This window comes from Streptomyces sp. NPDC013187, from assembly GCF_042899705.1.
Classification (GTDB): Bacteria; Actinomycetota; Actinomycetes; order Streptomycetales; family Streptomycetaceae; genus Streptomyces; species Streptomyces hawaiiensis_A.
Genome location: NZ_JBIBAF010000010.1, coordinates 356,612 through 382,804, shown reverse-complemented (window position 1 = coordinate 382,804; position 26,193 = coordinate 356,612). Strand labels below are relative to the sequence as shown.

26 protein-coding genes, 2 pseudogenes and 1 riboswitch are annotated in these 26,193 nt (G+C 71.5%); of the genes and pseudogenes, 12 read left to right on the top strand and 16 right to left on the bottom strand.

Annotation, left to right across the window (positions count from 1 at the left end; genetic code table 11):
• Nucleotides 1-221: pseudogene (locus tag ACFY5B_RS23560) on the bottom strand (cytochrome ubiquinol oxidase subunit I); the annotation flags it as partial.
• 48 nt (nucleotides 222-269) lie between these two features.
• Here ACFY5B_RS23560 and ACFY5B_RS23555 point away from each other — a divergent pair.
• Together ACFY5B_RS23555 and ACFY5B_RS23550 are read left to right on the top strand one after the other, a co-directional pair.
• Nucleotides 270-830, top strand: coding sequence for an RNA polymerase sigma factor (locus tag ACFY5B_RS23555; RefSeq protein WP_033312432.1), 561 nt, complete (start codon nucleotides 270-272; stop codon nucleotides 828-830).
• Nucleotides 823-1,863 (top strand): CU044_5270 family protein, encoded by a 1,041-nt coding sequence (locus ACFY5B_RS23550; protein WP_389972188.1) that lies wholly within the window; start codon nucleotides 823-825, stop codon nucleotides 1,861-1,863. The genes ACFY5B_RS23555 and ACFY5B_RS23550 overlap by 8 nt, the downstream gene beginning before the upstream one ends.
• Here ACFY5B_RS23550 and ACFY5B_RS23545 read toward each other — a convergent pair whose 3' ends face one another.
• From ACFY5B_RS23545 to ACFY5B_RS23535, 3 genes are all read right to left on the bottom strand, one after another.
• Nucleotides 1,864-2,721: a bifunctional 5,10-methylenetetrahydrofolate dehydrogenase/5,10-methenyltetrahydrofolate cyclohydrolase gene (locus ACFY5B_RS23545; RefSeq protein WP_389972186.1), complete on the bottom strand. Its 858-nt coding sequence runs from the start codon at nucleotides 2,719-2,721 to the stop codon at nucleotides 1,864-1,866.
• A 22-nt stretch (nucleotides 2,722-2,743) separates the two neighbouring features.
• Nucleotides 2,744-2,828, bottom strand: a riboswitch (ZMP/ZTP riboswitch).
• 29 nt (nucleotides 2,829-2,857) lie between these two features.
• Entirely contained in the window at nucleotides 2,858-3,220 is a 363-nt protein-coding gene (locus tag ACFY5B_RS23540; RefSeq protein ID WP_033312434.1) for a nuclear transport factor 2 family protein, read from the bottom strand.
• 341 nt (nucleotides 3,221-3,561) lie between these two features.
• A complete protein-coding gene (locus tag ACFY5B_RS23535) occupies nucleotides 3,562-5,316 on the bottom strand; it encodes an ABC transporter ATP-binding protein (RefSeq protein ID WP_389972184.1) in 1,755 nt (584 codons plus the stop codon).
• Between the two features lie 171 nt (nucleotides 5,317-5,487).
• On the opposite strand from ACFY5B_RS23535, the gene ACFY5B_RS23530 reads away from it, so the two are divergent.
• The 4 genes from ACFY5B_RS23530 (at nucleotide 5,488) to ACFY5B_RS23515 (ending at nucleotide 9,090) form a co-directional block, all read left to right on the top strand.
• Nucleotides 5,488-6,576, top strand: a complete 1,089-nt coding sequence (locus ACFY5B_RS23530; protein ID WP_107458028.1) for an S-(hydroxymethyl)mycothiol dehydrogenase — start codon at nucleotides 5,488-5,490, stop codon at nucleotides 6,574-6,576.
• On the top strand, nucleotides 6,576-7,205 hold the full coding sequence (locus ACFY5B_RS23525) for an MBL fold metallo-hydrolase (protein ID WP_389972182.1): 630 nt from the start codon (nucleotides 6,576-6,578) through the stop codon (nucleotides 7,203-7,205). The genes ACFY5B_RS23530 and ACFY5B_RS23525 overlap by 1 nt, the downstream gene beginning before the upstream one ends.
• 89 nt (nucleotides 7,206-7,294) lie before the next feature.
• A complete protein-coding gene (locus ACFY5B_RS23520) occupies nucleotides 7,295-8,209 on the top strand; it encodes an SDR family oxidoreductase (protein ID WP_389972180.1) in 915 nt (304 codons plus the stop codon).
• Between the two features lie 185 nt (nucleotides 8,210-8,394).
• Nucleotides 8,395-9,090: a L,D-transpeptidase family protein gene (locus ACFY5B_RS23515; RefSeq protein WP_389972178.1), complete on the top strand. Its 696-nt coding sequence runs from the start codon at nucleotides 8,395-8,397 to the stop codon at nucleotides 9,088-9,090.
• Nucleotides 9,091-9,121: 31 nt separating this feature from the next.
• Here ACFY5B_RS23515 and ACFY5B_RS23510 read toward each other — a convergent pair whose 3' ends face one another.
• The 4 genes from ACFY5B_RS23510 to ACFY5B_RS23495 are packed head-to-tail and all read right to left on the bottom strand — an operon-like array spanning nucleotide 9,122 to nucleotide 13,597.
• Nucleotides 9,122-10,321: a Gfo/Idh/MocA family protein gene (locus ACFY5B_RS23510; protein ID WP_389972213.1), complete on the bottom strand. Its 1,200-nt coding sequence runs from the start codon at nucleotides 10,319-10,321 to the stop codon at nucleotides 9,122-9,124.
• A 14-nt stretch (nucleotides 10,322-10,335) separates the two neighbouring features.
• Nucleotides 10,336-11,685: an ABC transporter substrate-binding protein gene (locus ACFY5B_RS23505; RefSeq protein ID WP_389972176.1), complete on the bottom strand. Its 1,350-nt coding sequence runs from the start codon at nucleotides 11,683-11,685 to the stop codon at nucleotides 10,336-10,338.
• A gap of 10 nt (nucleotides 11,686-11,695) precedes the next feature.
• Nucleotides 11,696-12,613 carry a carbohydrate ABC transporter permease gene (locus ACFY5B_RS23500; RefSeq protein ID WP_389972174.1) on the bottom strand — a complete coding sequence of 306 codons (918 nt, stop codon included), beginning with the start codon at nucleotides 12,611-12,613 and terminating at the stop codon, nucleotides 11,696-11,698.
• Nucleotides 12,614-12,631: 18 nt separating this feature from the next.
• A complete protein-coding gene (locus ACFY5B_RS23495) occupies nucleotides 12,632-13,597 on the bottom strand; it encodes a carbohydrate ABC transporter permease (RefSeq protein ID WP_389972172.1) in 966 nt (321 codons plus the stop codon).
• Nucleotides 13,598-13,768: 171 nt separating this feature from the next.
• Between ACFY5B_RS23495 and ACFY5B_RS23490 the strand changes: the two genes are divergently transcribed.
• Both ACFY5B_RS23490 and ACFY5B_RS23485 read left to right on the top strand, forming a co-directional pair.
• Nucleotides 13,769-14,929 (top strand): ROK family protein, encoded by a 1,161-nt coding sequence (locus ACFY5B_RS23490; RefSeq protein ID WP_389972170.1) that lies wholly within the window; start codon nucleotides 13,769-13,771, stop codon nucleotides 14,927-14,929.
• 163 nt (nucleotides 14,930-15,092) lie between these two features.
• Nucleotides 15,093-15,251, top strand: a complete 159-nt coding sequence (locus ACFY5B_RS23485; protein WP_162494364.1) for a hypothetical protein — start codon at nucleotides 15,093-15,095, stop codon at nucleotides 15,249-15,251.
• A 246-nt stretch (nucleotides 15,252-15,497) separates the two neighbouring features.
• Here ACFY5B_RS23485 and ACFY5B_RS23480 read toward each other — a convergent pair.
• From ACFY5B_RS23480 to ACFY5B_RS23470, 3 genes and pseudogenes are all read right to left on the bottom strand, one after another.
• Nucleotides 15,498-15,593, bottom strand: a pseudogene (locus ACFY5B_RS23480) (NAD(P)H-dependent oxidoreductase subunit E); the annotation flags it as partial.
• 23 nt (nucleotides 15,594-15,616) lie between these two features.
• Nucleotides 15,617-16,963, bottom strand: coding sequence for a S1 family peptidase (locus tag ACFY5B_RS23475; RefSeq protein ID WP_389972168.1), 1,347 nt, complete (start codon nucleotides 16,961-16,963; stop codon nucleotides 15,617-15,619).
• Nucleotides 16,964-17,085: 122 nt separating this feature from the next.
• A complete protein-coding gene (locus ACFY5B_RS23470; RefSeq protein ID WP_389972166.1) occupies nucleotides 17,086-18,075 on the bottom strand; it encodes a hypothetical protein in 990 nt (329 codons plus the stop codon).
• A 24-nt stretch (nucleotides 18,076-18,099) separates the two neighbouring features.
• Between ACFY5B_RS23470 and ACFY5B_RS23465 the strand changes: the two genes are divergently transcribed.
• Both ACFY5B_RS23465 and ACFY5B_RS23460 read left to right on the top strand, forming a co-directional pair.
• Complete coding sequence (locus tag ACFY5B_RS23465; RefSeq protein ID WP_389972164.1) at nucleotides 18,100-19,278, top strand: MalY/PatB family protein; 1,179 nt, start codon at nucleotides 18,100-18,102, stop codon at nucleotides 19,276-19,278.
• A 30-nt stretch (nucleotides 19,279-19,308) separates the two neighbouring features.
• Nucleotides 19,309-19,692 (top strand): PPOX class F420-dependent oxidoreductase, encoded by a 384-nt coding sequence (locus tag ACFY5B_RS23460; RefSeq protein ID WP_389972162.1) that lies wholly within the window; start codon nucleotides 19,309-19,311, stop codon nucleotides 19,690-19,692.
• A 7-nt stretch (nucleotides 19,693-19,699) separates the two neighbouring features.
• Here the strand turns inward: ACFY5B_RS23460 and ACFY5B_RS23455 are convergent, their stop codons facing one another.
• Nucleotides 19,700-20,110, bottom strand: a complete 411-nt coding sequence (locus ACFY5B_RS23455; protein ID WP_104788120.1) for a Zn-ribbon domain-containing OB-fold protein — start codon at nucleotides 20,108-20,110, stop codon at nucleotides 19,700-19,702.
• A 151-nt stretch (nucleotides 20,111-20,261) separates the two neighbouring features.
• Nucleotides 20,262-20,930, bottom strand: coding sequence for a TetR family transcriptional regulator (locus tag ACFY5B_RS23450; protein ID WP_389972211.1), 669 nt, complete (start codon nucleotides 20,928-20,930; stop codon nucleotides 20,262-20,264).
• 218 nt (nucleotides 20,931-21,148) lie between these two features.
• Here ACFY5B_RS23450 and ACFY5B_RS23445 point away from each other — a divergent pair, with 218 nt between their 5' ends.
• Both ACFY5B_RS23445 and ACFY5B_RS23440 read left to right on the top strand, forming a co-directional pair.
• Entirely contained in the window at nucleotides 21,149-21,862 is a 714-nt protein-coding gene (locus ACFY5B_RS23445) for a peptidoglycan-binding protein (protein ID WP_389972160.1), read from the top strand.
• A 9-nt stretch (nucleotides 21,863-21,871) separates the two neighbouring features.
• Nucleotides 21,872-22,360, top strand: a complete 489-nt coding sequence (locus ACFY5B_RS23440) for a flavin reductase family protein (RefSeq protein WP_389972158.1) — start codon at nucleotides 21,872-21,874, stop codon at nucleotides 22,358-22,360.
• A 246-nt stretch (nucleotides 22,361-22,606) separates the two neighbouring features.
• On the opposite strand, the gene ACFY5B_RS23435 is transcribed toward ACFY5B_RS23440, so the two are convergent.
• The 3 genes from ACFY5B_RS23435 to ACFY5B_RS23425 form a co-directional block, all read right to left on the bottom strand.
• Entirely contained in the window at nucleotides 22,607-25,000 is a 2,394-nt protein-coding gene (locus ACFY5B_RS23435) for a SpoIIE family protein phosphatase (RefSeq protein WP_389972156.1), read from the bottom strand.
• A gap of 106 nt (nucleotides 25,001-25,106) precedes the next feature.
• A complete protein-coding gene (locus ACFY5B_RS23430; RefSeq protein ID WP_389972154.1) occupies nucleotides 25,107-25,673 on the bottom strand; it encodes an antibiotic biosynthesis monooxygenase in 567 nt (188 codons plus the stop codon).
• A 43-nt stretch (nucleotides 25,674-25,716) separates the two neighbouring features.
• On the bottom strand, nucleotides 25,717-26,097 hold the full coding sequence (locus ACFY5B_RS23425; protein ID WP_170321006.1) for a hypothetical protein: 381 nt from the start codon (nucleotides 26,095-26,097) through the stop codon (nucleotides 25,717-25,719).
• Nucleotides 26,098-26,193: the final 96 nt, after the last annotated feature.

Below are 26,193 nucleotides of genomic sequence, written 5' to 3'. Positions count from 1 at the left end.
TTGAACTGCTCGTTCGACATGATCTGCAGACCAGGCCGGGCCAGCTCGGCGCGCATGAGCAGCGCCATCACGCCACCGATGACGAAGAACGCGAACGACGTGACCAGGTACAGCGTGCCGATCGTCTTGTGATCCGTGGTCGTCAGCCACTTGAGGTGCCTCATGCCCCGCCTGTGTCCGCGCCCCGCCCGGGAGTCACACTGCACCGACGCGACGAGCATCACGAAACCGGGTGTGACGATCCAGAAGGTGCCGGACAGGAACGGGACATGAGCAACGACGAGATCTTCGCCGCTGCCTACCGCGAGCACTACTGGGCGGTCACCCGTTATGTCGCCCGGCGGCTGGACGGGCGGGCCGGCGACGTGGAGGAAGTGGTGGCGGAGGTGTTCACGGTCGCCTGGCGGCGCCGGGCCGACCTCCCGGCCGCCGCGCTGCCCTGGCTGTACGGCGTGGCACGCAACTGCCTGGCCAACGCGGTACGCGGCCACGGACGCCGCCGCCGTCTCGTCGACCGGCTCGGCAACGACGACACCGCCCACGGCCGGCACATCGCGGCGGGCCCCGACGCCGACACGCCCGGCGGCTGGGTGCACGAGGCACTCGCCCGGCTCTCCGCCGCCGACCAGGAGGTGCTGCGGCTGACGGCCTGGGAGCAACTCGGCATCGACGAGGTCGCCGTCGTCCTCGGCTGCGGCAACCGGGCCGCGTCCATGCGGCTGCACCGGGCCCGGCGCCGCCTCAGAGCCGAGATCGACCGCATGCGTCCCGGACCACCGATCGCCGAGCACTCCTGCATGACCGCCCCGAAGGAACACGGCCATGGCTGACGAACTCGAACTGCTGCGCGGCGCCGACCCCGCACCGCCCGACGGCCCACACTTCGGCGACGGCCCCCTGGACCACAACGCCGAGCGCCGGCTCGAACAACTGCTGCGCGATCCGGGGAACGGGCTTCCCACTCGCCCAGGAGACCGAGGTCTGCTCTCCGGCCGCCTGCGCGACCTGCTGCTCCCGGGACCCCGGCGGCTCCGGCTGGCCTGGGGTGTGGTCGCCACCGCCGTCGTCGCCGCCCTGACCCTCACCCTCGTGCTGAGCGGACCGGGCACCCCGCCCGCGGTCGCCGCGCCCCGACCGCTGGTGGTCGAGACCGGCTCCACGCCCGTGCCCCTGCGCCGCATGGCCGAGCGGGCGGCAGCCGTGGCTGAGACCCCTGACGCGCCCCGCCTGCGCAAAGGCACGCACGTGCAGTCCTGGAGTCTGGGCATGTCCGACGACAAGCCCCCGATCACCCTGCCCGAAGAGCGCATCGTGCGCTGGCGGGCCGACGACAGCCACACCGAACTCGTCGTGGCCACGGACCCGAGGCACCCGGGCCGCCCGGTCCTCTCGGACGCGGGCGGCGAATCGCACCTCGTCGACGACGGCCACGTCCTCCTCGACCGGACCTACCCGCCGAGCTGGAGCGACGCCCCGCCCATGTCACCCCCGCCCCGCGACCCGGCCCGGCTGCGCGCCTACCTGATGGAGGCTCAGTACACCGACACCCCGCTGACCACGCCCGAGCTGCTCGACGCCATGGCCACGCTGCTCGACCACTGGACCCTCGGCGCACGGGAGAGCGCGGCGCTCGCCCGGCTCCTGGCCGGCGCCGAGGGACTGCGGCCGGTCGGCCGGGTGACCGACCGGCTGGGCCGGCGCGGCCAGGCCTACGTGAACGACACCGGCGGTGTCCGCCGCATGCTGATCATGGACCCGGCCACCGGCGCCGTCCTCGGGCTGGAGAGCACCCTCACCGCACCGGAGCCCGCGTTCGGCGTCGAGAAGGGCGACGTCATGTCGTACAGCGCCTGGATGCGCTGATCACACCCCGGCGACACCGAGTTGCCGGGCGGCGGCCTCCACGGTCTGCTCCAGCAGCGTGGCGATGGTCATCGGCCCGACCCCGCCCGGCACCGGTGTGATCAGGGAGGCCCGCTCCACGGCGGAGTCGAAGTCGACGTCGCCGACGTTCCCGGCGTTGTATCCGGCGTCGATCACCACGGCGCCGGGCTTGATGTCCTGGCCGCGGACGATGCGGGGCCGGCCCACCGCGGCCACCACGATGTCGGCCTCGCGCACGGCCGCCGACAGGTCCTGCGTGCGCGAGTGGCAGTAAGTGACCGTCGCGTCCCGGGCGAGCAGCAGCATGCCGACGGGCTTGCCGAGGATCGCGCTGCGGCCCACGACCACGGCCCGCTTGCCCGCCGGGTCGACGCCGTACGCGTCGAGCAGCCGCATGATCCCGCCGGGCGTGCACGACACGAAACCGGGCAGCCCGAAGCTCATGGTCGCGAAGGAGGCGAAGGTGACGCCGTCTACGTCCTTCCCGGGCGCTATCGCCTCGAACGCGGCCCGCTCGTCGATGTGGTCGCCCACCGGGTGCTGAAGCAGGATGCCGTGCACCCCCGGGTCGGCGGAGAGCTCCTCGATCGTGCCCACGAGTTCGCCGGTGGTCGTGGCGGCGGGCAGCGCCACGTGTCGCGAGGTGATGCCCGCCGTGCGGCAGCGGTTCTGCTTCATCCGGACGTACGTGACGGACGCGGGGTCCTCACCGACGAGCACCGTCGCGAGACAGGGCGCGGTGCCCGTCCGTTCGGTGAGTCCGGCCGCGCGCTCGCCGGTTTCCCCGATGATGCGCCGGGCGAGTGCGGTGCCGTCCATGAGCCGTGCCTGCGACATGATCCACTCCTGGGCTGGTGAACTGCTTCGCCCAGGCGCACGGCATCGACCTCCGCGGGGCCGCTCCCCGGTGGTGCTCCACCTCAGCGCCAGTCACGGCCCGGCCCCACCCTAACGGAGCACGGTGACGCTCCTGCTACTCGTCCCAGGCCTGGACCAGTGTCTGCTCGGCGATCTTGCCGTCGCGCAGCCCGATCATGGACTCGGACAGGACGCGCACCCCGTCCGCGTACTGGCAGCTCTCGCTGTAGGCGGCCTCGTCGCCCTGGATGACGCACCGCTCCAGCTTGTGCGACATGTCGCGGCTGTAGACGTCCTCCAGCATCCGGCCGATCTCCTCCCGGCCGTGCAGGACCTTGGGGTGGCTGGGCTGGGTCGTGCGGTCCACGATGCGCAGCTCCGCATCGTCGGCGTACAGGGAGAGCAGGATGTCCGGATCCCCTTCCACGCCTTGGCGCAAGGTGTCCCGGTCGAAGGCTGGGTCTGCCGCGGTTCCCATGATGACCTCCTTCGAAGGGCCGCGGCCCGCCGGACGCGGGCCGCGAAAGGCCTCTCCTGTCGAGCCTCCTCCCGCCCGGCGGGCTCGGCAAGCGCAACCGGAACACTGGGCCTGACGGGTGAGCGATGCCGCCCGCCGGGGTCCGCCCGGGACCCGTGCGCCTTGCGACAGGCATGATCTCAACACGACGTGTCGTCGCCGCCGTTGGTCTCGCCGCCGGGGTCACCGGCCTCGCCGCGCCGATGGCGAACGCGGCCGACGCGGAAGCGAGCCGAACGTCCGCTGACGGCGGCGCACGCCGCGGGCCGCCCGGAACCGGGCGGCCCTCACGCATGCCCGGCTCAGTCCGCGGCGGCCAGGAACTGCGTCGCCGCCAGCTCCGCGTAGAGCGGATCGGCCGTCACGAGCTCACGGTGGGTGCCGACGGCCCGGACCCGGCCCGCGTCCATCACCACGATCCGGTCGGCCATCGTCACCGTGGACAGCCGGTGCGCCACGACGAGGACCGTGGTCGTCCGGGCCACGTCCGCGACGGTGTCGCGCAGCGCCGCCTCGTTCACCGCGTCCAGCTGCGAGGTCGCCTCGTCGAGCAGCAGCAGCCGGGGGCGGCGCAGCAGCGCGCGGGCGATGGCGACGCGCTGGCGCTCACCGCCGGACAGCTTGGTGCCGCGGTGCCCTACGAGCGTGTCGAGGCCGCCGGGCAGCCGGGCCACCAAGCCGTCGAGACGGGTCGTCTTCAGCACCCGCGCGAGGGCGTCCTCGTCGGCCTCGGGGTTGCCCAGCAGCAGGTTGTCGCGCAAGGAGCCCGACAGGACCGGCGCGTCCTGCTCCACATAGCCGATCGCGGCACGCAGCCGGGGCAGCTCCCAGTCGTTCAGGTCCCGTCCGTCCAGGGTGATGACGCCGGACTCGGGGTCGTAGAACCGCTCGATCAGCGAGAAGACGGTGGTCTTGCCGGCGCCGGACGGGCCGACGAACGCCGTCATGCCCTGCGCGGGCACGGTGAAGGTCACTCCGTGATGGACGTGGGGCAGGTCGTCGGCGTAGCGGAAGCGGACGTCGTCGAAGTCGAGGGCGGCGGGCTCGGCGCCGGGGGAGGGCAGCGGGGCGGCCTCGGCGGCCGGTTCGGCGGGCAGGCGCAGGGCCTCCTCGATGCGGGTGAGGGCCGCGGCGCCCGTCTGGTACTGGGTGATGGCGCCGACGACCTGCTGTATCGGCGACATCAGGTAGAAGACGTACAGCAGGAACGCGACCAGCGTGCCCACGTCCACCGTGCCGGTCGCGACCCGTGCGCCGCCCACGGCGAGCACCGTGATGAAGGCGATCTGCATGGCGAGCCCCGCCGTGTTGCCCGCGGCGGCCGACCACTTGGCGGCCCGCACGCTCTGCCGCCACGACTCCTGCGCCGCCTCGTGCAGCGTCCGCTCCTCACGGTGCTCCGCGCCGGACGCCTTGACGGTGCGCAGGGCGCCCAGGATCCGCTCCAGAGAGGCACCCATGAGCCCCACCGCGTCCTGCGCCTGCCTGCTCGCCTTGTTGATGCGCGGCACGATCACCCCGAGGACCACGCCCGCGCCCAGGATGACGGCCAGGGTGACGCCCAGCAGCACGGCGTCCACCAGACCCATCATCACGACCGTGGCGACGAGCGTCAGCCCGCCCGTGCCCAGGCCGACCAGCGAGTCGGTGGTGACCGCCCGCAGCAGCGTCGTGTCGGAGGTGATGCGGGCCATCAGGTCACCGGGTTCGCTGCGGTCCACGGCGGTGATCCGCAGCCGCAGCAGATACGACGACAGGGCACGCCGCGCGCCGAGCACCACCGACTCGGCGGTGCGGGTCAGCACGTACGAACCCAGCGCGCCCACCGCCGCGTTGGCCACGACCAGGGCCGACATGGCCAGCAGGGCGCCGGTGATGGCCCGGTCGTGCGACAGGTCGTCGATCAGGCCCCGCGCCACCAGCGGCAGCAGCAGCCCGGTCGCCCCGGTGACCAGGGACAGCAGCGCGCCGGCGAGCAGGGACCAGCGGTGCGGCCGTACGTATCCGAGGAGCTGTCGCCAGGCGGGGATGGCGGTCTCGGTCTCTGCGATGCTCACGGCGCTCCCTCGGCGTCGGCGGAGCGTTCAGGCTACGTCGCCGCCGACCCGTGCGGCCTGCCCTTTCGCGGCTTTCCGTGCGGCGCGGGGTGGCCGATCCGCACCCCTCACCGATCAGTCGCGCGTAGGGTCGGAAGGGAACGGACACCGGCCGACGAAGGAGTCAGCACCATGGCCCAGGAAGTACGCGGCGTGATCGCCCCCGGCAAGGACGAGCCGGTGCGGATCGAGACGGTCCTGGTGCCCGACCCCGGCCCGGGCGAGGCGGTGGTGAAGGTGCAGGCCTGCGGGGTGTGCCACACCGACCTGCACTACAAGCAGGGCGGCATCAACGACGAGTTCCCGTTCCTGCTCGGCCACGAGGCCGCCGGTGTGGTCGAGGCGGTCGGCGCCGGCGTCACCGATGTCGAGCCCGGTGACTTCGTGATCCTCAACTGGCGTGCGGTGTGCGGGAAGTGCCGGGCCTGTCTGCGCGGGCGGCCCTGGTACTGCTTCGACACCCACAACGCGCAGCAGAAGATGACCCTCGCCTCGACCGGCCAGGAGCTCTCCCCGGCCCTCGGCATCGGCGCCTTCGCGGAGAAGACGCTCGTCGCGGCCGGGCAGTGCACCAAGGTCGACCCACGCGTGGCCCCTCAGGTGGCCGGGCTGCTGGGCTGCGGTGTGATGGCCGGCATCGGCGCCGCGATCAACACCGGGAACGTCGGCCGGGGCGACTCGGTCGCCGTCATCGGCTGCGGCGGGGTCGGCGACGCGGCCATCGCCGGATCGCAGCTGGCCGGAGCGGCGACGATCATCGCCGTCGACATCGACGACCGCAAGCTGGAGACCGCCCGCTCCATGGGCGCCACGCACACCGTCAACTCGCGCGAGAGCGACCCGGTCGAGGCGATCCGTGAGCTGACCGGCGGCTTCGGCGCCGACGTCGTCATCGAGGCCGTCGGCCGCCCCGAGACCTACAAGCAGGCCTTCTACGCCCGCGACCTCGCCGGCACGGTCGTCCTCGTCGGCGTCCCCACACCCGAGATGAAGCTCGACCTGCCGCTGCTCGACGTCTTCGGCCGCGGCGGAGCGCTGAAGTCGAGCTGGTACGGCGACTGCCTGCCCTCCCGCGACTTCCCCATGCTGATCGACCTGCATCTGCAGGGCCGTCTGGACCTCGGCGCGTTCGTCACGGAGACGATCCAGCTCGACGAGGTGGAGAAGGCCTTCGAGCGGATGCACCACGGCGACGTGCTGCGCTCGGTGGTGGTGCTGTGATGACGACCCGCATCGAACACCTCGTCACCTCCGGGCAGTTCAGCCTCGACGGCGGCACCTGGGACGTCGACAACAACGTCTGGATCGTCGGCGACGACCACGAGGCGATCGTCATCGACGCCGCCCACGACGCCGACGCCATCGCCGAGGCCGTCGGGGACCGCCGGCTCACGGCCATCGTGTGCACGCACGCCCACAACGACCACATCGACGCCGCCCCCGCCCTCGCCGAACGCACCGGCGCCACCATCTGGCTGCACCACGACGACCTGCCGCTGTGGAAGCAGACCCACCCGGACCGCGAACCGGACGCCTGGCTGGTCGACGGCCAGACGATCGAGGCCGGCGGCGCCGACCTCAGGGTCCTGCACACCCCGGGGCACGCGCCCGGAGCCGTCTGCCTCTACGACCCGGGACTGGGCACCGTCTTCACCGGCGACACCCTCTTCCAGGGCGGCCCCGGCGCCACCGGCCGGTCCTTCTCGCACTTCCCGACGATCATCGACTCCATCCGCGACCGACTGCTCACCCTGCCGCCCGGCACGACGGTCCGCACCGGCCACGGCGACACCACGACCATCGGCGCGGAGGCCCCGCACCTGGACGAATGGATCGCCCGGGGCCACTGACCGCGACTCGCCCGTAAAAGGCGACAGAAGATGTCCGGCTTACCCGGGACCCTGGGGGCGACAAGCAGCCACGTCACGGGAGGTCGGACATGTCAGCTCCGTTGCAGGACAAGGTCGCACTGGTCGCCGGTGCCACCCGGGGCGCCGGGCGGGGGATCGCCGTCGAACTCGGTGCGGCCGGCGCCACGGTCTACGTCACCGGCCGCACCACCCGCGAGCGCCGCTCGGAGTACGACCGGCCCGAGACCATCGAGGACACCGCCGACCTGGTCACCGCCGCCGGCGGCAAGGGCATCGCCGTCCCCACCGACCACCTCGACCGGGCGCAGGTCAAGGTGCTCATGGACCGGATCGCGGACGAACAGGGCCGCCTCGACGTCCTCGTCAACGACATCTGGGGCGGCGAGACGCTCTTCGAGTGGGACGCCCCCCTCTGGGAGCACGACCTCGACAAAGGCCTGCGCCTGCTCCGGCTCGCCGTCGAGACGCACGCCGTCACCAGCCACCACGCCCTGCCCCTGCTGCTGCGCAACCCCGGCGGGCTGGTCGTCGAGGTCACCGACGGCACCGCCGACTACAACGCCGAGAACTACCGCGTGAGTTTCTTCTACGACCTCGCCAAGGCCTCCGTGCTGCGCATGGCCTTCGCCCTCGGCCACGAACTCGGCCCGCGCGGCGCCACCGCGGTCGCTCTCACCCCGGGCTGGCTGCGCTCGGAGATCATGCTGGACCACTACGGGGTGAGCGAGGAGAACTGGCGCGACGCACTCGAACGCGTCCCGCACTTCGCCATCTCGGAGACCCCGCACTACGTGGGCCGGGCCGTGGCCGCACTCGCCGCCGACGCGGACGTGGCGCGCTGGAACGGGCAGTCGTTGTCCAGCGGCGGACTCGCCCAGGTGTACGGCTTCACCGACCTCGACGGCAGCCGCCCGGACGCCTGGCGCTACCTCGTGGAGGTGCAGGACGCGGGCAAGCCGGCGGACACGGCCGGCTACCGCTGACACGGACGAGCCGGGAACCGGATCTTCTTCGAAATGCCCCACTGTGTACAGATATATCCGCTCTGTTCCGGTGGGGTATGTCACTGTTCCGTCCCAGCGCGCCCGACCGCACAACCGGAACCGTTCTCCGTCCGTCTAGCTGGCAGACATCACCGACCCGTTTTCGCGAAAGGGCATGACCAGCCATGGGGGACGTACGCAGACGGAGCGCCGTCGCACTGGGGATCACCGGTCTGGTGGCACCGCTCACGCTCGCACTCGGCGCCGCGCCGGCCCAGGCCGCGAGCTGCACCACGCAGGCCGGCCCGTACCAGAAGAAGGTCGAGAAGTTCCTCGGCCGTCCGGTCGACGGCAAGCAGTCCGCCGCCGACTGCAAGGCCATCAAGGCCTTCCAGACCAAGCACGGCATCACCCCGAACATCGGCTACGCCGGATCCGTCACCTGGGGTGTGATGGACCTGATGCAGAAGCAGAAGGCCGTCGGCAAGACCCCCAACAAGGACGGCAAGTGCCCGGTGAACAAGGGCCGGATCGCCTGCGTGAACCTGACGCTCCAGCTGAGCTGGATCCAGGACGGCGAGAAGCTCGTCTACGGCCCCGTCCCGGTCCGCACCGGCCGCGACGGGTACGAGACCCGCACCGGCCTGAAGAAGATCTACTGGCGCAACATCGACCACGTCTCGTCCATCTACGACGTGCCGATGCCCTACGCGCAGTTCTTCGACGGCGGCCAGGCCTTCCACTCGGTCGGCGTCAGCATGTGGAACCCGCCGGGCTCGCACGGCTGCACCAACATGACGAAGACCGACGCCAAGAAGTACTGGTCGCTGCTGAAGAAGGGCGACGACGTCTTCGTCTACGGCCGCAAGCCGGGCACCTGATACCGGGTACCCGGCTCGCACCCGGCGTCCCCTACCGGGGCGCGTCCCCGAAGTCCGGGATCTCCAGCCTGACCCCGCCCTGCCGCGCGGACTCGTGCGCGATGATCCCCGGCAGGGTGTAGCGGGCCGCCACCCAGGCGTTCACCGACGGCAACGAGCGGTCGTTGACGGCGGTCACGAAGTCGTCCACCAGGAAGTGGTGGCTGCCCTCATGGCCGTTGTGGAGGTGGTCGAACTCCCTCGGCAGCCGCGCGCGGTCGTGCACGGGCGCCGACCCGGAGGTGAAGGCGGCCCGCAGCTCCGGCGCGATGTGCTGCAGCGAGGGGTCGTCGGGAGCCATGGTGGGCTTGGGCTCCAGCAGTTCGCTGATGTCCTTCACCCCCTGCTTGTCCTGCCACAGCGCGACCGTGGCCAGCTGCTCCATGCTGCCCTCGGTGCCGAAGAAGCGGAAGCGCGACTCGCGTATGTGCGAGGGGTAGCCGACCCGCCGGAACTCGTTCGTACGGAACGAACCGCCGCCCGCCACCTCGAAGAGCGCGGTGGCGTTGGAGACGTCGTTGCCGAACTGGCTGACGTCCTTGTCGAAGACGCCGTCGCCCCGGTCGTCGGTGACACCGATCGCCGACACGCTCACGGCGTGCGTCTTCCAGGCGCCCAGCACCCCGCCGACCGCGTGCGTCGGGTACAGCAGCGGGGGATAGCTGGCGGTCGCCTTCCAGTTCTCGCCGCCGCTGTACTGGTAGGCCTCGTAGAACCCCAGGTCCATGTCGTGGACGTAGTCGCCCTCGGCGTAGAAGAGCCGCCCGAAGGCGCCCTCGGCGATCTGGTTGCGGGCGTGGACCGTGGCCGGGTTGTACTCGCTGGTCTCGCCCATCATGTAGGTCAGCCCGGTGGCCTTGACCGCGTCGATGATCGCCGCGATCTCCTCCGTGCTGATCGCCATGGGAACCGCGGAGTACACGTGCTTGCCGGCGTTCAGACCCTGGAGCACCAGCGGCCCGTGCGTCCAGCGCTGGGTGAAGATCGCGACGGCGTCGACGTCCTCCGACTCCAGCATGGCCTGGTAGGACGGGAAGGTGCCCGCCAGCCCCTGGGCGGAGGCGAGTTGCGCGGCCCGCTCGGGCAGCAGGTCGGTGACGTAGACGTCGCGGACGCCGGGGTGGGCCTGGAACAGGGTGGCGAACTGGCCCGAGAACTGCCCGGCGCCGACGATGCCGAGGGAGAACGTCATGGAGCGCGTGCCCTTCACTGGGAGAGGATGAGGTTGATCTGGTCGTTGGTCTGATCGAGGCTGCTTACGGGCTTGCCGTTGCCGTAGATGTCTTCCATCGCGGGCTGCATGAGCGCGGTCATGTCCGCCGAGTAGCTGGCGATCGGGTACGAGAAGGTCCGGGCGTGCTTCTTGTCGGCCACGGGTTCGGTGAACGCCGAGACGTCGATGCCCTTCTTCCGGTACGCGGCGACGGCGGCCTCGGTCCCGGCCGGGGTGGCGGGGAAGACCACGCCCGACTTGCCGACGACGGTCTGGCACCGGTCCGAGGCCAGATAGGCCACCCACTTGCGGGCGCCCGCCTTGTTCTTGGAGGCCCTGGTGATCGAGTCGGCGAGGCCGTTCATCATCGTGGCGCGCTTGCCGGTCGGGCCGGTCGGCGTCAGGGCGGTCTTGATGTCCTTGCCCTTGAAGCCGGCGTAGGTGGAGATCATCCAGGCCCCGTCGAACGCGGTGGCCGCCTTGCCCGCCGCCACCTGGGTGTTCGCCTGGTTGGACTGGACGTTGTAGTCGGACAGGGGCGGCATGTAGCCCTTCTTCGCCAGGCCGAAGTACCACTGGATGACGGACTGGAAAGTCTTGCTGTCGTACTGGTACTTCGTGCCCCAGCGCGGCTTGTCGAGGTAGCTCCAGCCGGCGGAGGCGGCGAAGTTGCTCCACTGGGTCTGGCCGTCGCCGAAGCCGCCGCCGTTGCTGGCCATGCCGTAGACCTTGACGTTGTTCTTGTCGAAGCCCGGTTCGTCACCGCGTTTGCCGTTCCTGTCGACGGTGAGGTGGGCGATGGCCTTCTCGAAGGTGCCGCCGTCCCGCGGGTTCCAGGAGAGGTCGTTCAGCTGCTCGGGAGTGAGCCCGGCCGCCCGGGTCATCTTGGAGTTGTAGAACAGCGCGACCGTGTCCCAGTCCTTCGGGGCGCCGTAGCGGTGGCCGTCCTGGCCGATCCAGTTGGCGGCGAGGCCCGGCTGGTAGTCGGAGTCCTTGATGCCGAGGTCGTCGAGCGGTTCGAGGACCTTCAGGTCGGCGAACTGGCCGAAGTTCTGGATGTGGTCGGTGAACACGTCCGGCTGGGTGCCCGCGATGAACCCGGCGGTGAGCTTGGTCCAGTAGTCGCTCCACCCCAACTGCGTGATCTTCACCTTCAGTCCGGGGTTCTCCCTCTCGAAGCCCTTCGCGCAGGCCTGGTAGGCGGGCAGCTGGTTGGCGTCCCACAGCCAGTACGTGACGGTGTTCGCGGACGAGCCTGCGGCACCTCCCTGCGCGCATCCGCCGACCAGGGACAGCGCCAGCGCTCCGGTCGCCGCGACGAGCGGACGAAGTCGAATTCGCATCACAGTCCCCTTACTTGATCCCGGTGAAGCCGATGGAGCTGACGATGCGGCGGGCGAAGCAGGCGAACAGCACCAGCATCGGCAGCGCCGAGATCAGCGTCGCGGCCATGAGCCCGGACCAGTCGACGCCGGTCGCCGGTGTCTGTGCCCGGAAGACCGCGAGGGCCACGGTCAGTACGCGCGAGCTGTCGCTGTAGGAGACCATCAGCGGCCAGAAGTAGTCGTTCCAGGAGGTGATGTACGTCAGCACGGCCAGCGTGATGATCGGCGTGGACGCCATCGGCAGGACCACCCGGAAGAAGATCTTGATCTTCCCGGCGCCGTCGAGCAGCGCGGCCTCCTCGACCTCCTTGGGGATGTTCATGAAGAACTGCCGCAGGAAGAACACCGCGAACGGCGTCATGAACATGGTGGGCAGCGCGATGCCGAGGAGCGTGTCGATCAGGTGCAGCTGCTTGATGAGCACGAAGTTCGGCAGCAGCGTGAAGATGGCGGGCACCATCATCCCGGCGAGGAACAGCCCGAACACCTTGTCCCGGCCCCGCCAGCGCAGCCGCGAGAAGGCGTACGCGGCCATCGCCGAGAAGAAGATCTGGCATCCGGTGATCAGGGTCGAGACCAGCACCGAGTTGAGCAGGTAGCGCCAGAAGTCCAGCCCGCCGCCCGCGCCGCCCTGCGCGACCGCCTCCTCGGCCGACTGCAGGCCCAGCGCCCGTTCGAAGCCGCTGGTGGTGAGGTCCACCGGCAGGGGGTTGGTGGGGTCGGCGCTCAAGCCCGCGTTGGTGGAGAGCGCGGTGCGCAGGATCCAGTAGAACGGCAGCAGGGTGATGAGGACGATCAGCCCCATCACGGTCCAGGCGGCGGCCCGCCCGAAGGGGATCCTGCGCTGTCGCAGGGTCGTCGGTGTCGTTGTCGTCACGGCAGCCATGGCGGTGTCTCCCTTCCGTCAGCCGAGGTCGGTCCGGCCGGCCCGGGTGAGCCGGTACTGGAGGACGGTGATCGCACTCAGCACGACCAGCAGGGCGACGGACATGGCCGAGGCGTAGCCGAACTGGAAGCGGCCGAAGGCCGAGCCGTAGATGTAGTACTGCAGGACGTTGGTCGCGTTCGCCGGACCGCCCGCGGTGGTCACGGCGACGGTGTCGAACACCTGGAACGACCCGATCACGGTCATGATCAGCACGACCGCGAGCACCGGCCGCAGCAGTGGCATGGTGATCCGCCAGAACATCCGCCACTCGCTCGCGCCGTCCACCCGGGCCGCCTCGTACATGTCGTTCGGGATCGCCTGGAGACCTGCGAAGAGCAGCAGGGCGGTGTACCCGACGTGCCGCCACACGTTGATGAGCGCGATCGTCGGGATCGCCCACGTCTCGTCGGCGAGGAACGGGATGCGGTCCACGCCGAGACCGCTGATGATCTCGTTGCCGATGCCGAGCTGGGTGTCGAGGATCCACAGCCAGACCAGACCGGCGACGACGTTCGACATCAGATACGGCGTCAGCACGATGCCGCGCAGCGTCGCCGACTGCGTCAGCCGCTGGAGCAGGACGGCCATGGCGAGCGCCGCGACCGTCTGGACGCCGATGTTGATGACGACGTACTCGACGGTGACCCACAGGGAGTCCCAGAAGATGGGGTCGTTGACCATGCGGACGTAGTTGTCCAGGCCCACCCACTCCGCGGGCGTCAGCAGGTTGAAGCGGGTGAAGCTCAGGTAGATGCCCCGCAGGGTCGGCCAGAGCAGGAAGACCAGGAAGCCGAGCAGGGCCGGAGCGATGAAGACCGCGGCCAGCCGGCCGTCCCCCCGGTCCTCGCCGGACACCCCCTGTCGCGGCCCGGTCCTGCTGGGTGCCTCCGCCGCGTCGCCCGAGGGCAGACGCGAAGGAGGACTGCTGGAGGCGATGGTCATCGGGAGACTCCCTCGCTGCGGCGGCTCGTCCTCTGGCGGGACTTACTTTTGGTGCGAAACAATTGCTGCGTCAAGAGCCCTGCAAACATCTTTTCCCAGGAACCGACATCCGCCTAGAGTGGTCATGTTGGTTTCAGTGCGAAAAAAATGGGAGAGGGGGTCGGACCTTTCATGACCGAAGGCACCTCCGGCTGGCTGCCGCTGAGCCCGGGCGAGCGCTCCGTGGCGATCGAAGTGCTGGTCCACGGCCCCCTGTCGCGCACGGAACTCGCCCGCAGGCTGCGTCTGTCGGCCGGCAGCCTCACCCGCTTGACCAAGCCGCTGATCGAGTCGGGTCTGCTGGTCGAGGTGCCTGAGGCGGGGGCACCCGCGGAGGCGCGCCAGGGCCGTCCCTCGCAGCCGCTGGACGTCGTCGCCGACTCGGGCTTCTTCCTCGGGTTCAAGATCACCGAGGACATGGTCTACGGGGTCGTCACCACCCTGCGCAGCCACATCGTCGCCCGCCACGACCGCCCGCTCACCAGCCATGACCCCGCCGAAGTGGCCGACGTGCTGGCCGAGATGACCGCCGGACTGGCCACGGGCCACCCCCGCCTGGCCGGGATCGGTATCGGGGTCGGCGGCTTCGTCCAGGACCGTGCCGTGGTCGGCGAGTCCCCGTTCCTGCTGTGGCGGGACGTCCCCCTGGCCGAGCTGGTCGAGGAGCGCACCGGCCTGCCGGTGGTCGTGGAGAACGACGTCGCGGCCCTGGTCGAGGCGGAGACGTGGTTCGGCGCCGGGCGCGGGCTGGACCGCTTCGTCGTCCTCACCATCGGCGCCGGCCTCGGCTACGGGCTCGTCCTGGGCGGCAAGCGGGTGCCCTTCGCGGAGGAGGACCGCGGTTTCGGCAAGCACTGGATCGTCGACTCCCACGGGCCGCTCACCCCGGACGGCAGGCGCGGCAGTGCCGTCTCGCTGCTGACCATCCCGAGCATCCGCTACCAGATCCGGGCCGCCACCGGCGATGACAGCACCTACGAGGAGATCCTCGCCCGAGCCGCCGCCGGGGACCCGATGCCCGCCCGGGTCGTCGGCGAGGCGGCGCGAGCCCTGGGCACGCTCGTGGCGCAGATCTCCAATTTCGTGATGCCGCAGAAGATCCTGCTCGCGGGGGAGGGGGTCGGGCTGATGGACGTGGCCGGCAAGACGGTCGAGGAGACGATCCGAGAGCACCGGCACCCGCTCGCCGCCCCCGTCGGTCTGGAGACGAAGGTCTCCGACTTCCACGACTGGGCACGCGGTGCGGCCGTGTTGGCCATCAAGGTGCTGGTGCTGGAGTCGGCGGAAGCGTGAACGACGGCGAACTTCCCGTAGGCGAAAGGTACTCACAGGTGGTTGATGTGAACAGCCTCACGTTTACCGGGAGATGGACGTGATCAGCAACACTGTCCGAAATGACCGTTTAGGTCATGATTACTCACGTCGCCTTCACGTCCGGCGACGTATGCTTCACAGCATGTCCACCACTGTTGAAACCTCATCCGAGCGATCGGCTGACGAGGTCAACGAGGAGATCCGTGCGCTGTGGCGCCGGTCGGGCGGGACACTGAGCGTCGAGCAGCGCGAGGAGTACCAGCGGCTCGTCCTGGAGTGGGCCGCCGCGGCCCCGCAGTAGGCGCCGCGGCCTGACCCTCGTCCCGGCCCGCTGACCTGCTGACGCATAGGACCCTCGTCCAAGGGCACCCCTGACCCAATGGGTGCCCTTCTCGCGCTCTCCTCGGCCGTCGTCTACGGCATCGTCGTCCCCCAGGCTCTCGGCTTCGCTCGAGCAGGGCGGTGCTCCCACCACCGGCGGCCTGCTCTCCAGGCGCGCACATCACACGGCCGTCACCTTCCTCGTCGAGCCGTCGGTGCTGTGCGGGGTGGTCTCGCCGTTGCCGACGCCGAGGTGCTCCTGGAGCTCCTCGAAGATCGCGTCCCCGCCCATGACGGCGCACAGGGTGTTGGTGCACACCCGGCGACGCCCGGCCGCCGACGGCATCACCCCCAAGTCGCCGAGTAGTACTGCCGATACGCCTTGCGGTCCTGCTCCGCGCGGATCCAGCGCGTCGCCACCAGGGCGATGAGGCTGCCCGCGATGACGAGCATCCCGGGGCCGACATTGCGCGGGTCGGTGAGGCGGCTCAGCAGTGTCGACACGTCCGTCCCCGTGATCGGCGCCGACGAACCCGGCGAGGCCGCGCCCTGCGACGCCGACGGGGCGGGTGCGGCGCCCGTGCCGCCGGCCGACTTGGCCACGATCAGCTTGACGCCCAGCTCGGTCAGCGCCTTCGTCACCGGCTGGAAGAACGTCGTACCGCCCGCCTTGCAGTCCCCGCTGCCGCCCGACGTGAGGCCGAGCGCGATGCCGTCGGCGAACATCGGGCCTCCGCTGTCACCGGGTTCGGCACACACGTTCGTCTCGATGAGCCCGCTGACCGTGCCCTCGGGGTAGTTGACCGTGGCGTTGAGCGCGGTCACCTCTCCCTCGCGCAGTCCGCTGGTGCTGCCGCTGCGGAAGACCTGCTGCCCGACCTCCGCATCGGCGACGCCGGTGATCCGCACGCCCTTGCCGTCACCGACCGCCACCACGTCCGCGCCCTTGCCCGCGCGCCCGGCGTCGTACTTGACCAGGGAGTAGTCGTCGCCGGGAAAGCTCCCCTTGAGCGACGTGCCGACCTGCTGCCGGCCCCGGTCGTCGGCGAACCAGACGGAACCGTCGGGACCGCAGTGCCCCGCCGTGAGGATGAAGTCGCTCTCCCCGTCGGTCACGTTGAACCCCGCCGAACAGCGCCCGGCGGTGGACAGGATGGGTTGCGCCCCGTTGAGCCGTGTCGTGAACGTCCCCTCGGTGCGCTCCATGCGCACGAAGGAGCCGATGCCCTCGGCGACCTCGGTCATCCTGGACCAGGCGGAGGCGGAGACGGTGCTGTCGCCCCGCACCACCACCTGGTTGTTCTTGTAGTCCAGCGCCCACGAGGTGCCGGAGACCCTGGGGGCCGAACGCAACGTCGCCGCGGCGGACTTGAGGTCGCTCATGCTGTGGCTGACCATCTTGGCCCGCGCTCCGGCGCGCTTCACCTCGGCGGCCGCCTTCTCGTCGGTGACCGCGACGACCGGCCGCCCGGACTTGTCGATCCAGCTGCCCGCCGTGCGTGTGTTGCCGAGCCGGGACACGAGGTCGGTGCCCTCGCCGGTCGCCGGCGGCGCGGTGAAGGGGACGCCGATGACAGGGGCCGATGGCTCGCTCGCCACGGCGTTGGTGACCATGGCTCCTCCGAGGAGGAGTCCGCCGACGGCCGCCAGCCGTGTCACTCGCCGGACGACCCGTCGTCGTGCGTGCCTCATGCATGGCTCCCGAACCAGAACATCACGATGCGAACACCGCAGGGCCCTCCTTGAGTTGAGTGCCCCTCATCCATACGGGGCGCAGCCCTGCCGCGTTCAGCGCACCGGTGATCTCTTCCGTGTCACCCGGAGACCGGGTCCGCGAGCAGGGCCCCGCTGCGGGCGTCGCCCCACACCGAGCCCGGATCGACGTAGGGCCGCAGCAGGGCGGTGAGCGAGGGATCCCCACGGCCGTTCAGCTCGTCGGAGCCGATCTTGCGGGCGATTCCGGCGAGGAAGTCCGCCACCTGCACCCGTGCGTCGTCACGCGCCACCACGAGCCGCAACCCCACCAGGCCGGTCCCGGCCCGCCGGGCCGTCCCCTCGATCCACGCGATGCGGTCCGGCGTCAGCATGTTCTGCCGGTCGTGCACGAGGTGGACCGGCCGGCCGCCGCGGCTCCAGAGCGCGGCCGTGCGCACGATCGCCGGGAGCAGCGGATTGAGCAGCGGGATCAGCGGCGGCCCGGTCAGGAGGCCGTCCCGGTACGACACCGCGCGGGGCCGGGTCGCGGCGAGTCGCTCCAGGACGCTCGCCGCGTCCGTCCGCGGCCGTGCCCGGAGCAGGGTGCCGACGGTGCCGTAGAAAGCGTCCACCGGGTCCCCGTCCGGACGGACCCGCAGCAGCTGGTTGGCCGCCTCCAGGAACGCCCGCCAGCCGGCCTCCCCGAAGGCCGGGCGCCCCGCGCGGAACAGAACGGCCGCGTCGACCGTGTCGTCGAGCAGCAGGCCCAGCGTCCGGTCCACCACGAAGAACGTCTTCTCCATGAGGTGCACGCGCGCCCGCCCGTGGATCGGCCCTCGCGGCGCGAGCAGCCACTCCAGCACCGCGCGGTGCTTCTCCCGCAGCAGATGGTTCGCTTTGTACTCCTCGGCCGGTGACCTGATCCGGTCCCGGACCTCCCGCACCGTCGCCGCGGCCGCGGCCTCGGACAGCGAGACTCCGGCGTGCGCGAACACGTCCGTGTTCCCGCCGGTGAGGTTCTCACCGTCCGACCCCGACTCGTCGCAGGCGACCTCCAGGACCGCGTCCCCCTCCCCGCCCCGCTCCCCGGCCGCAAGATTCCCGCTCACCGCACAGCCCCCTATCGTGTGCCCATGACCAGGATCCCGCACGAGTCGTCCGGTGAACCTAATCCCCTGCAAGCCCTCACTCTCGACCGTCTCCGGCAGCGCACCAGCGTGAAGTGGCGCACTTACCCGGAAGACGTGCTGCCGCTGTGGGTGGCCGAGATGGACGTGCCGCTCGCTCGGTCCGTCGTGCGCGCCGTCACCGACGCGCTCCACCTCGGCGACACCGGCTACCCGGCAGGCACCGCCTATGCGGAGGCACTGGCGGACTTCGCCGGGAAGCGGTGGGGCTGGGACGGGCTCGCCGTGGAACGCACCGCGATCGTGCCCGACGTCATGCTGGGTGTCGTCGAGATGCTCGGACTGGTCACCGGCCCCGGCGACACCGTGGTCGTGAACCCGCCCGTGTACCCGCCGTTCTACCTGTTCCTGGAGCACATGGACCGCCGGGTGGCCGAGGCCCCGCTCGGGGCGGACGGGCGCCTGGACCTCGATGTCCTGGAGGAGACCTTCCGGCGGGCCGTGACGGACCGGCGGCGGGCCGCTCACCTGCTGTGCAGCCCCCACAACCCGACCGGCACCGTGCACACGGCCGCGGAGCTGTCCGCCGTCGCGGCCCTCGCCGAGCGGTACGGCGTGCGCGTCGTCGCCGACGAGATCCACTCCCCGCTCGTGCTCGGCGACGCCGGCTTCGTGCCGTATCTGAGTGTGCCGGGCGCCGAGCGCGGCCTGTCGCTGATGTCGGCCTCGAAGGGCTGGAACCTGCCCGGGCTCAAAGCCGCCCTCGCGATCGCCGGGCCCGAGGCAGCCGCCGACCTGGAGCGGATGCCCGAGGAGGTGGGGCACGGCCCCAGCCACGTCGCCGTCATCGCCCACACCGCCGCGCTGCGCGACGGCGTCACCTGGCTGGACGCCCTGCTGGCCGGCCTCGACGCCAACCGGTGGCTGCTCGCGGACCTGCTGGCCGAGCACCTGCCCGCGATCCGCTACCGGCCGGGCGACGCCACCTACCTGGCCTGGCTCGACTGCCGCGCCCTGGGGCTGGGCGACGACCCGGCCGATGTCTTCCTGCACCGCGGCAGGGTCGCCCTCAGCTCCGGCCTCCCCTTCGGCACAGGCGGCACCGGCCACGCCCGCTTCAACCTGGCGACCTCGCAAGAGGTACTCACGGAGGCGGTGCGCAGAATGGCGGCGGCGCTCCGCTGAGCCTCGGGACGCACTCGTACACTGCCCGCCATGGACGACACGCCGCTTGACGCACTCGGCGCGGGAAAGTACCTGCTGATCACCAGCTACCGCAGGAACGGCACACCGGTCGCCACTCCGGTCTGGGTGGTACGCGACGGTGCGGCGCTCGGCGCGTGGACGCCCGCCGACTCCTGGAAGGTGAAGCGGATCCGCAACCGCGCCGACGTACTGGTCGGCCCCTGCGACCTGCGTGGCAACGCCACCGGTGACCAGGTGCCCGCGACGGCGGAGATCTGCGACCAGGCCACCACCGCCCGCTACCGGCGGCTGATCGCCCGCAAGTACGGCCTGACGGGCCGGCTCACCCTGCTCGGCAGCCGGTTGCGCCGGGGCGTGGACGGCACCGTGGGCATCCGTATCACTCTCTGCTGAGGAGGCGTCAGCTCCAGGCCCGGTACGGCTCGTCCAGGAGCTGGAAGACCGGCTCGCCCCGTACCGGGTCCTTGGCCGTGGACAGCCGTACCCGGTCGCCGCTGTGGATGCCGATCGGCGGGCCCATCACCCGGCCGCGCACCACGAAGCCCTCGGCCATCTCGATCAGGGAGACGTTGCGTGCCGCGGGGGTGTTGCGGTGCACCACGGTGGAGTGGCGCACCGTGCCCGTGCCCTCGGCCCGCTCCGTGCGCAGCTCGCTGCCCCGGCAGACCGGACAGAGCACCCGGTGGTACATGGCGGTGCCGCACCAGGTGCAGCGCTGGTAGAGGATGGCCTCGGAGTCCTGGCCCCTCGGGTCGAGCAGACCCGTCGCGGAGCCGGCTGCCTGCTGAGTGACGCTTCCTGAGTGGTACACGCTGGTCAACTCCCTGCACTCGGCCGGAATCCGCGTACGCGATCACTCGCGCACACGGGTGCGCGGCTCGCCGTGCCACCGTGCACGCAGCACAGAGTATGGCACTCAGTGCCACTCGTAAAGGCACTCCGTACCCTCAATGTGCGGAGGCTCAGCCCCGCCCCAGCGTCGTCTCGATCTCCTGCACGACCCGCCACAGCGGTGCCCCGCGGCGCGACACGACGACCACCACGTCCTCCGGCTGCTCCACGGAGGGCGGCACCGGTACGCCGCCGAACGCCGACTGCACATAGGCCAGCGCGCGGTCGACCGCTGCGCTCGCCTCGCCCTGCCCGTCCGAACGCAGCCAGGAGCGCAGCGCGTTGTTGTGCGCCGCGACCACCGCCGCCGCGATCACGTCGGCCTGCAGGGTGCCGTCCCGGCAGGCGGCGAAGCGCCGGCGCAGGTACGCGGCGAGGGCCCGCTCGTAGCGCCACACCACCGACAGTTCGTAGGCGCGCAGCCCCGGGACCTGCTTGGTGAGGCGGTAGCGCTGCACGGAGAACGTCGGGTTCTCGGCGTACATGCGCAGCACGAGCCGGGCCGCGTCACAGACCCGCCCCACGGGTTCGTCGTCGTCGGAGCCGTCCGCCAGGAAGGCCGTCATGTCGGCCAGGCAGCGCTCGTGGTCCGGGAAGACCACGTCCTCCTTGGAGGGGAAGTAGCGGAAGAACGAGCGCCGTCCGACCCCGGCGAGGGCGACGATGTCGTCGACGGTGGTCTGCTCGTACCCCCGCTCCGGGAACAGCTGGAAGGCCGCCGCGACCAAGGCGTCCCGCATGGGCGGCTTCCCGGTACCCGCCTCGGCTTTCTCGGAGCTCATGAGCGCGAACGTAGCACCCGGAAGGGACATGGCACTCGGTGCACTCGTCCGGAGGTACTGAGTGCTCTGCCCATCGGAGGTGACGGACCTCTGAACCCCGGCCGCGGCGGCCGCGTAAACAAGAACGGACGATCCTCGAAGACGGGCGCCCCCGGGCCCGGACGAAGGAGAGCAACGTGTCGACACCGTCCGAGTCCAGGCCGCCGCAGGACGGCCCGGCCCTCGAACCCATCCGCGTCCTGCGGCCCCGCCGCACCGACGCGCTCGCCGAACTGATGCGGGAGTTCCGTCGGGAGACCGGTCAGGAACCCGGCGGCCACGAGTCCGTCGCGCTGACCGGACCGCCGTCCGGCTCCGAGGCCCTGACACAGCAACTCCCGCCCATCGCCCGCGAGATGCGCCGACCCACGGACGCCGTGCTCCCGGGAGCCGGGCTGCGCCGCGCCGCCGTCGCGGTGGCCGTCCTCGCGGCCGCGGTGATCGGCTTCGGCGGTGCGCTCCTGCTCGGCGGCGAGCACACCGACGACAGCGCGTCGCCCGCGCCCGCGCCGCCGGCCCGGTCCGCCGCCTCCACCCCTGACCCCGCACCCACACCCACACCCACAGCCACCTCGCCCACCCCGCCCGCCGCCGCGCCCGTGGACCCGGACGGCGCCGGCACACTGCGCGAGGGAGCATCCGGCCCGGAGGTGACCGAACTCCAGCAACGCCTCCTGCGCATCCCGGACGTCTACCGGGACGGCTCCACCAGCGGTCGCTACGACCCCGCCCTCACCGCGGCGGTCGCCCGCTTCCAGCTCTGGTACGGCATCCGCGGCGACGAGACGGGTGTCTACGGCAACGACACCCGGGCGGCCCTGGAGTCCCGGACCCCGGCGGGCACGAGCTGATGTGTGACCATGGCCGGCATGGACGAGTTCATCGACCGGCTGAACCCCGAGATGTACGTGGTCACGGCCGCCGCGGGCGGTGAACGGGCCGGCTGCCTGGTCGGGTTCGCCTCGCAGTGTTCGCTGCGGCCCGTGCGGTTCGTGGTGTGGCTGTCCGAGCTCAACCACACCTTCCGGGTGGCCCGGAACGCGGACGTCCTCGCCGTGCACCTGCTCGGCCGCGAACAGCACGCTCTGGCCGAGCTGTTCGGCGGGCACACCGGCGACCGGACCGACAAATTCCAGGACGTCTCCTTGCGGGAGGCGTACGGCGGGGCCCTGGTCCTGCGGGACGCGCCGGCCTGGTTCGTCGGCCGGATCGTGACGCGCACGGGCGGCGGCGACCACATCGGCTTCGTCCTCGACCCGGTCGAGTGGGGCGGCCACCGGGAGGACGACGGGCCGCTGCTGCGCCTGTCCGACGCCGTCACCATCGACCCGGGCCACCCGGTCGACTGACGACGCCCCCCCGTTGATCGAACGCCGGGCAACGGTTGGGAAAAGCAGCGGAACGGCGAGGCCACGCGGCCGCACCCTGGCCCTGGGCGACGCACGAGGCGCCCGAACCGCCGCGAACCGAAGGCCACGCCCATGAACGGCTCCCGCATCCCCGGCCTGGTGCTGCCCACCCTGTTCCTGCTGGCCCTGCTCGTGGGCCTGTGGTGGTACTGGCGCCACCGCGGGGACTCGTGAGGCGGGCGTGCCCTACCGGTCCTGGACCCCAGGGACCCGGACGTCCACCACGCACACGTCGTCCCGCCGCACGTCAGGCAGCATCCGCGCGAGCAACGGCCCCAGCGACGCGGGCCCGTCGCCGTGCGGAGCCGCCACCGCCTCGGCGAGCTGATCCAGCCCCCGGTCGATGCTGTCCGGAGGGTGCTCGACCAGGCCGTCGGTGTACAGGATGAGCCGGTCGCCCGGATCGAGACGGCACTCCGCCTCCTGATAGACCGGCGTGGCGGCCGCCCCGAGCAGCATGCCGCCGGGGCGGCGCAGGAACTGCGCCTTCCCGTCACGCAGCAGCAGTGGCGGGGGGTGCCCGGCCTGGGCCCAGACCAGGCGCCGGCGGCGGGGCTCGTAGCGGGCCAGCACCATCGTGGCGGTCGTATGGGAGTCGCGTGAGTGCAGCAGCAGCGTGTTCAGCCGGGCGAGTGCGCCGGTCAGCGACGAGCCCGTGATGACCATGCCCTTCGCGGTGAACCGGAGCTGGGCCATCGTGGCCACGGCGTCGACGCCGTGCCCGGCGACGTCGCCGACCACCAGCAGCGCGTCCCCGTCGGGCAGTTCGATGGCACTGAACCAGTCACCGCCCACGTGCACACCCGACTGGGCCGGCAGATAGGCGACCTCGACGCGCAACCCGGCCAGATGCACGGGCCGGTTGGACATCGGCAGCAGTGCGTGCTGGAGCCGGGAGGCCAGGGTCCGCTCGGCCTGGAGCACGTCGTGCTGCGTCAGGATCGCCCGCTCGCTCTCCACCAGGGCCAGCTCGGCCCGCCGCCGGGCGGTCATGTCCTGTACGAAGCCGTGCACCTCCACGGGTGTGCCATGCCGGTCGGGCACCGCTTCCGCCACCAGCCGCAGATGCCGGATGCCGCCGCTCGTCCGGATCCGGAACGGCACGTCGAACGGCCGCCCGTCATGGACGAGTTCCCCCACCGCGCGCGTCAGCGCGGGCGTGTCCTCGGGCAGCGCCAGCTCCGGCACGTCGGGCAGGGGCACCGGACCGCGCGCGGGGTCCCGGCCGAGGAGGGAGAACACCTGGGTCGACCAGGACGCCTCCTGCGTGGCCAGGTTCCAGTTCGCCCAGCCGAGATTGCCCAGCCGCTGCAGGTCCGCCAGCCGCTGTTCCTGCCGGTCGGAGGAGCCGTGCCGGATCCACGAGACGACGAGGGCGTCGCCCAGCGGCGCCACCCGTGCCGCGTACACGGACAGCTCGGCGACGCCCTCCACGACCTCCTCGTGCGCGAACGGCTCGCCCTCGTACGCCGTCCCGGTGGCCAGCACCTGCAGACAGCCCTGCCACAGCGGCTCGGCCGCAAGAGCCGGCCGCAGCTCCAGCAGCCGCCGCCCCGCCGGTTCCTCGCCGGTCCGGCCCAGCAGATCGCCCACCTGGGTGGTCGCGGCCTCCACCCGGAAGTCCTCGGTCTCGCCCGTCGCGGTCCGCACCGGCGTGAGCAGCATGGCCGCCACCGGCAGCGCCTCGAACAGCGCCTGCACCGCGTCCGTGGCGGCGTCGGCGTCGCGCTCGGGCGGGATCTCGAAGGCGCGCAGCCGGCCGGCGCACAGCCCGGTGACGCCCCGCAGGTGGGCGCGGTCGCGTGGGGTGAACGCCCCGGCACGCCCGCGCAGCACACCGATGCAGACCTCGGCGGACCCCGCGGCAGGCACGGGCAGCCAGGCCCGCGAACGCCACCGGTCGGGAGGATCCCCGATGAGCAGGTACCGCCGCTGGTCCGCGGCGAAGTCCTCCAGCCAGCGCGGCTCGCCCGCCCGGAGCGCGTCCAGCGCCGCCATTCCGCTCAGCGGCGGCACCTGGCACCACTGGGCCGCCAGATTCTCGTCGATCCCCGCGTGCCCGATCAGTCCGAGGCCGCCGTCGGGCCTGCGGGCGTAGATCAGGACCGCGTCCGCCGACATGTCGGGACCCAGGTGCTCCAGCAGACACCGGGCGAGGTCGTGCGGTGTCATCACCCGAACGAGGGCTTGGCCGAGGCGGGCCAGGGCGGCGGTGACGTCGTCGGGCACCTCCAGCGGCTCCGGGTCACCTGCCCAGCCGGTCGCCTCGATGCCGTACGACTCGCTCGCCCTGCCCGGGCCGGGCGGCATCGGAGCGAGTGTGCCGAGGGTGATCCAGCACTCCTCCAGCAGGGTGTGACGGGCGGACTTGGCCCGCTGGAGCAGCTGCTCACCCGCGGCGTCCGCGGAACAGCCGGTCAGCGCCATCACCGCGCCCTTGGCCCGTTCCACGACAGCGGAGACGGCCGCCTGGTCGCGCAGCCGGTCCATCTCGGCGCGCTGCCGGGCGACGATCTTGGCCAGTTCGGCCAGGTCCGGTGCGGCACCGGGCTGCGCCGGCGTCACGGGCTCGCTCGTCACGGGTTGAGCATCGCATACCTGGCCCGATTCGCAGACCGCCTTGTGCGCCCGGACTGCTCGTCCGTCTCCGTGGCCACTCGGGCCACACCTGCCCCGCGGGGACCTATCAGTTGCCGTCGCGCGGATAGAGCCACAGCCGCAGCAGCCGGCTGAGCCGCGGCATCACCAGGTACGTCAGCAGCGGCAACAGCACCAGTGGGAAGACGGCGGCCCGAAGGGGCAGCGGCCAGCCGGTGGTGTGGGGCGTCACCAGCCACTGGATGAGCAGGGTGAAGGGGTAGGCGCCGAGGAAGGTGGTGAGGACCATCTTCCACCGGGGCGGGGCCTGCACCGTGGTGCCCGGGAGGCTGAACCAGGTCTCCATCCCGGTCGTCGACTGGCGCTCGCTGCTGACCTCGGTGGCGACGTCCTCGATCCGCCGGTGCCAGCGCGCACGCTCCTCGGACTCCAGCCAGGCGGCGAGCCGGTGCTGATCGGACCAGCGCAGCACCGCGTGGTAGCGGTGGCCGTCCTCGGGGGTCAGCCAGGAGACGCCCTCGTTGCCGGGGAACTGTCTCGCGCAGCGGGTGATGCCGTGCGTCCACTCCTCGAACCGCTGCTCCCGGCCGGGGCGCACCTGCCAGGTCAGGACCGTGGTCACCGGCTCACCGCGCCGGGCTTTCGTGGTGCTCATTCCCTCACGTGTGCCACGCACGGCGCCGGTCATGCCGGGCGGCTCACGGCTGGCGGTTCGCCTCCACCAGGGCCTGGGTGACCGCCCGGACGCTGCGCGCGATGTGCTGGAGCTGCATGACCTCGGCCGCGTACAGCTTGATCGTGTGCTCGATGACACCCTCGTGCAGGCCCAGTCCGGGCAGGTCGGCGCGGGCGGTCTGCAGGGCGGTGCGGGCGACCCGGATCTCGTTCTGGACCTGGATGTGGGCGTGCCGGGCGAGGAGGACGGGGTGGCGGATGAACACGGGGTAGCCGGCGTAGCGCGTGGGCACCAGTTCGCGCAGCCACTTGGCCGCCGAGCGCTCCCAGTCGTAGCTCCCGGGCGTCTTGACCTGGCAGGGCCAGTCGGGGCTGATGCGCGTGGTCGTCAGTTGCATGATCATCGCTTCCGGGTGTGCGGCGTCGTAAGGGTGGACGACGGGTCGGGGCGGCCCCGGCCTAGGGGATGACCGGGGCCGCCACGAACACCCGGGACCCGG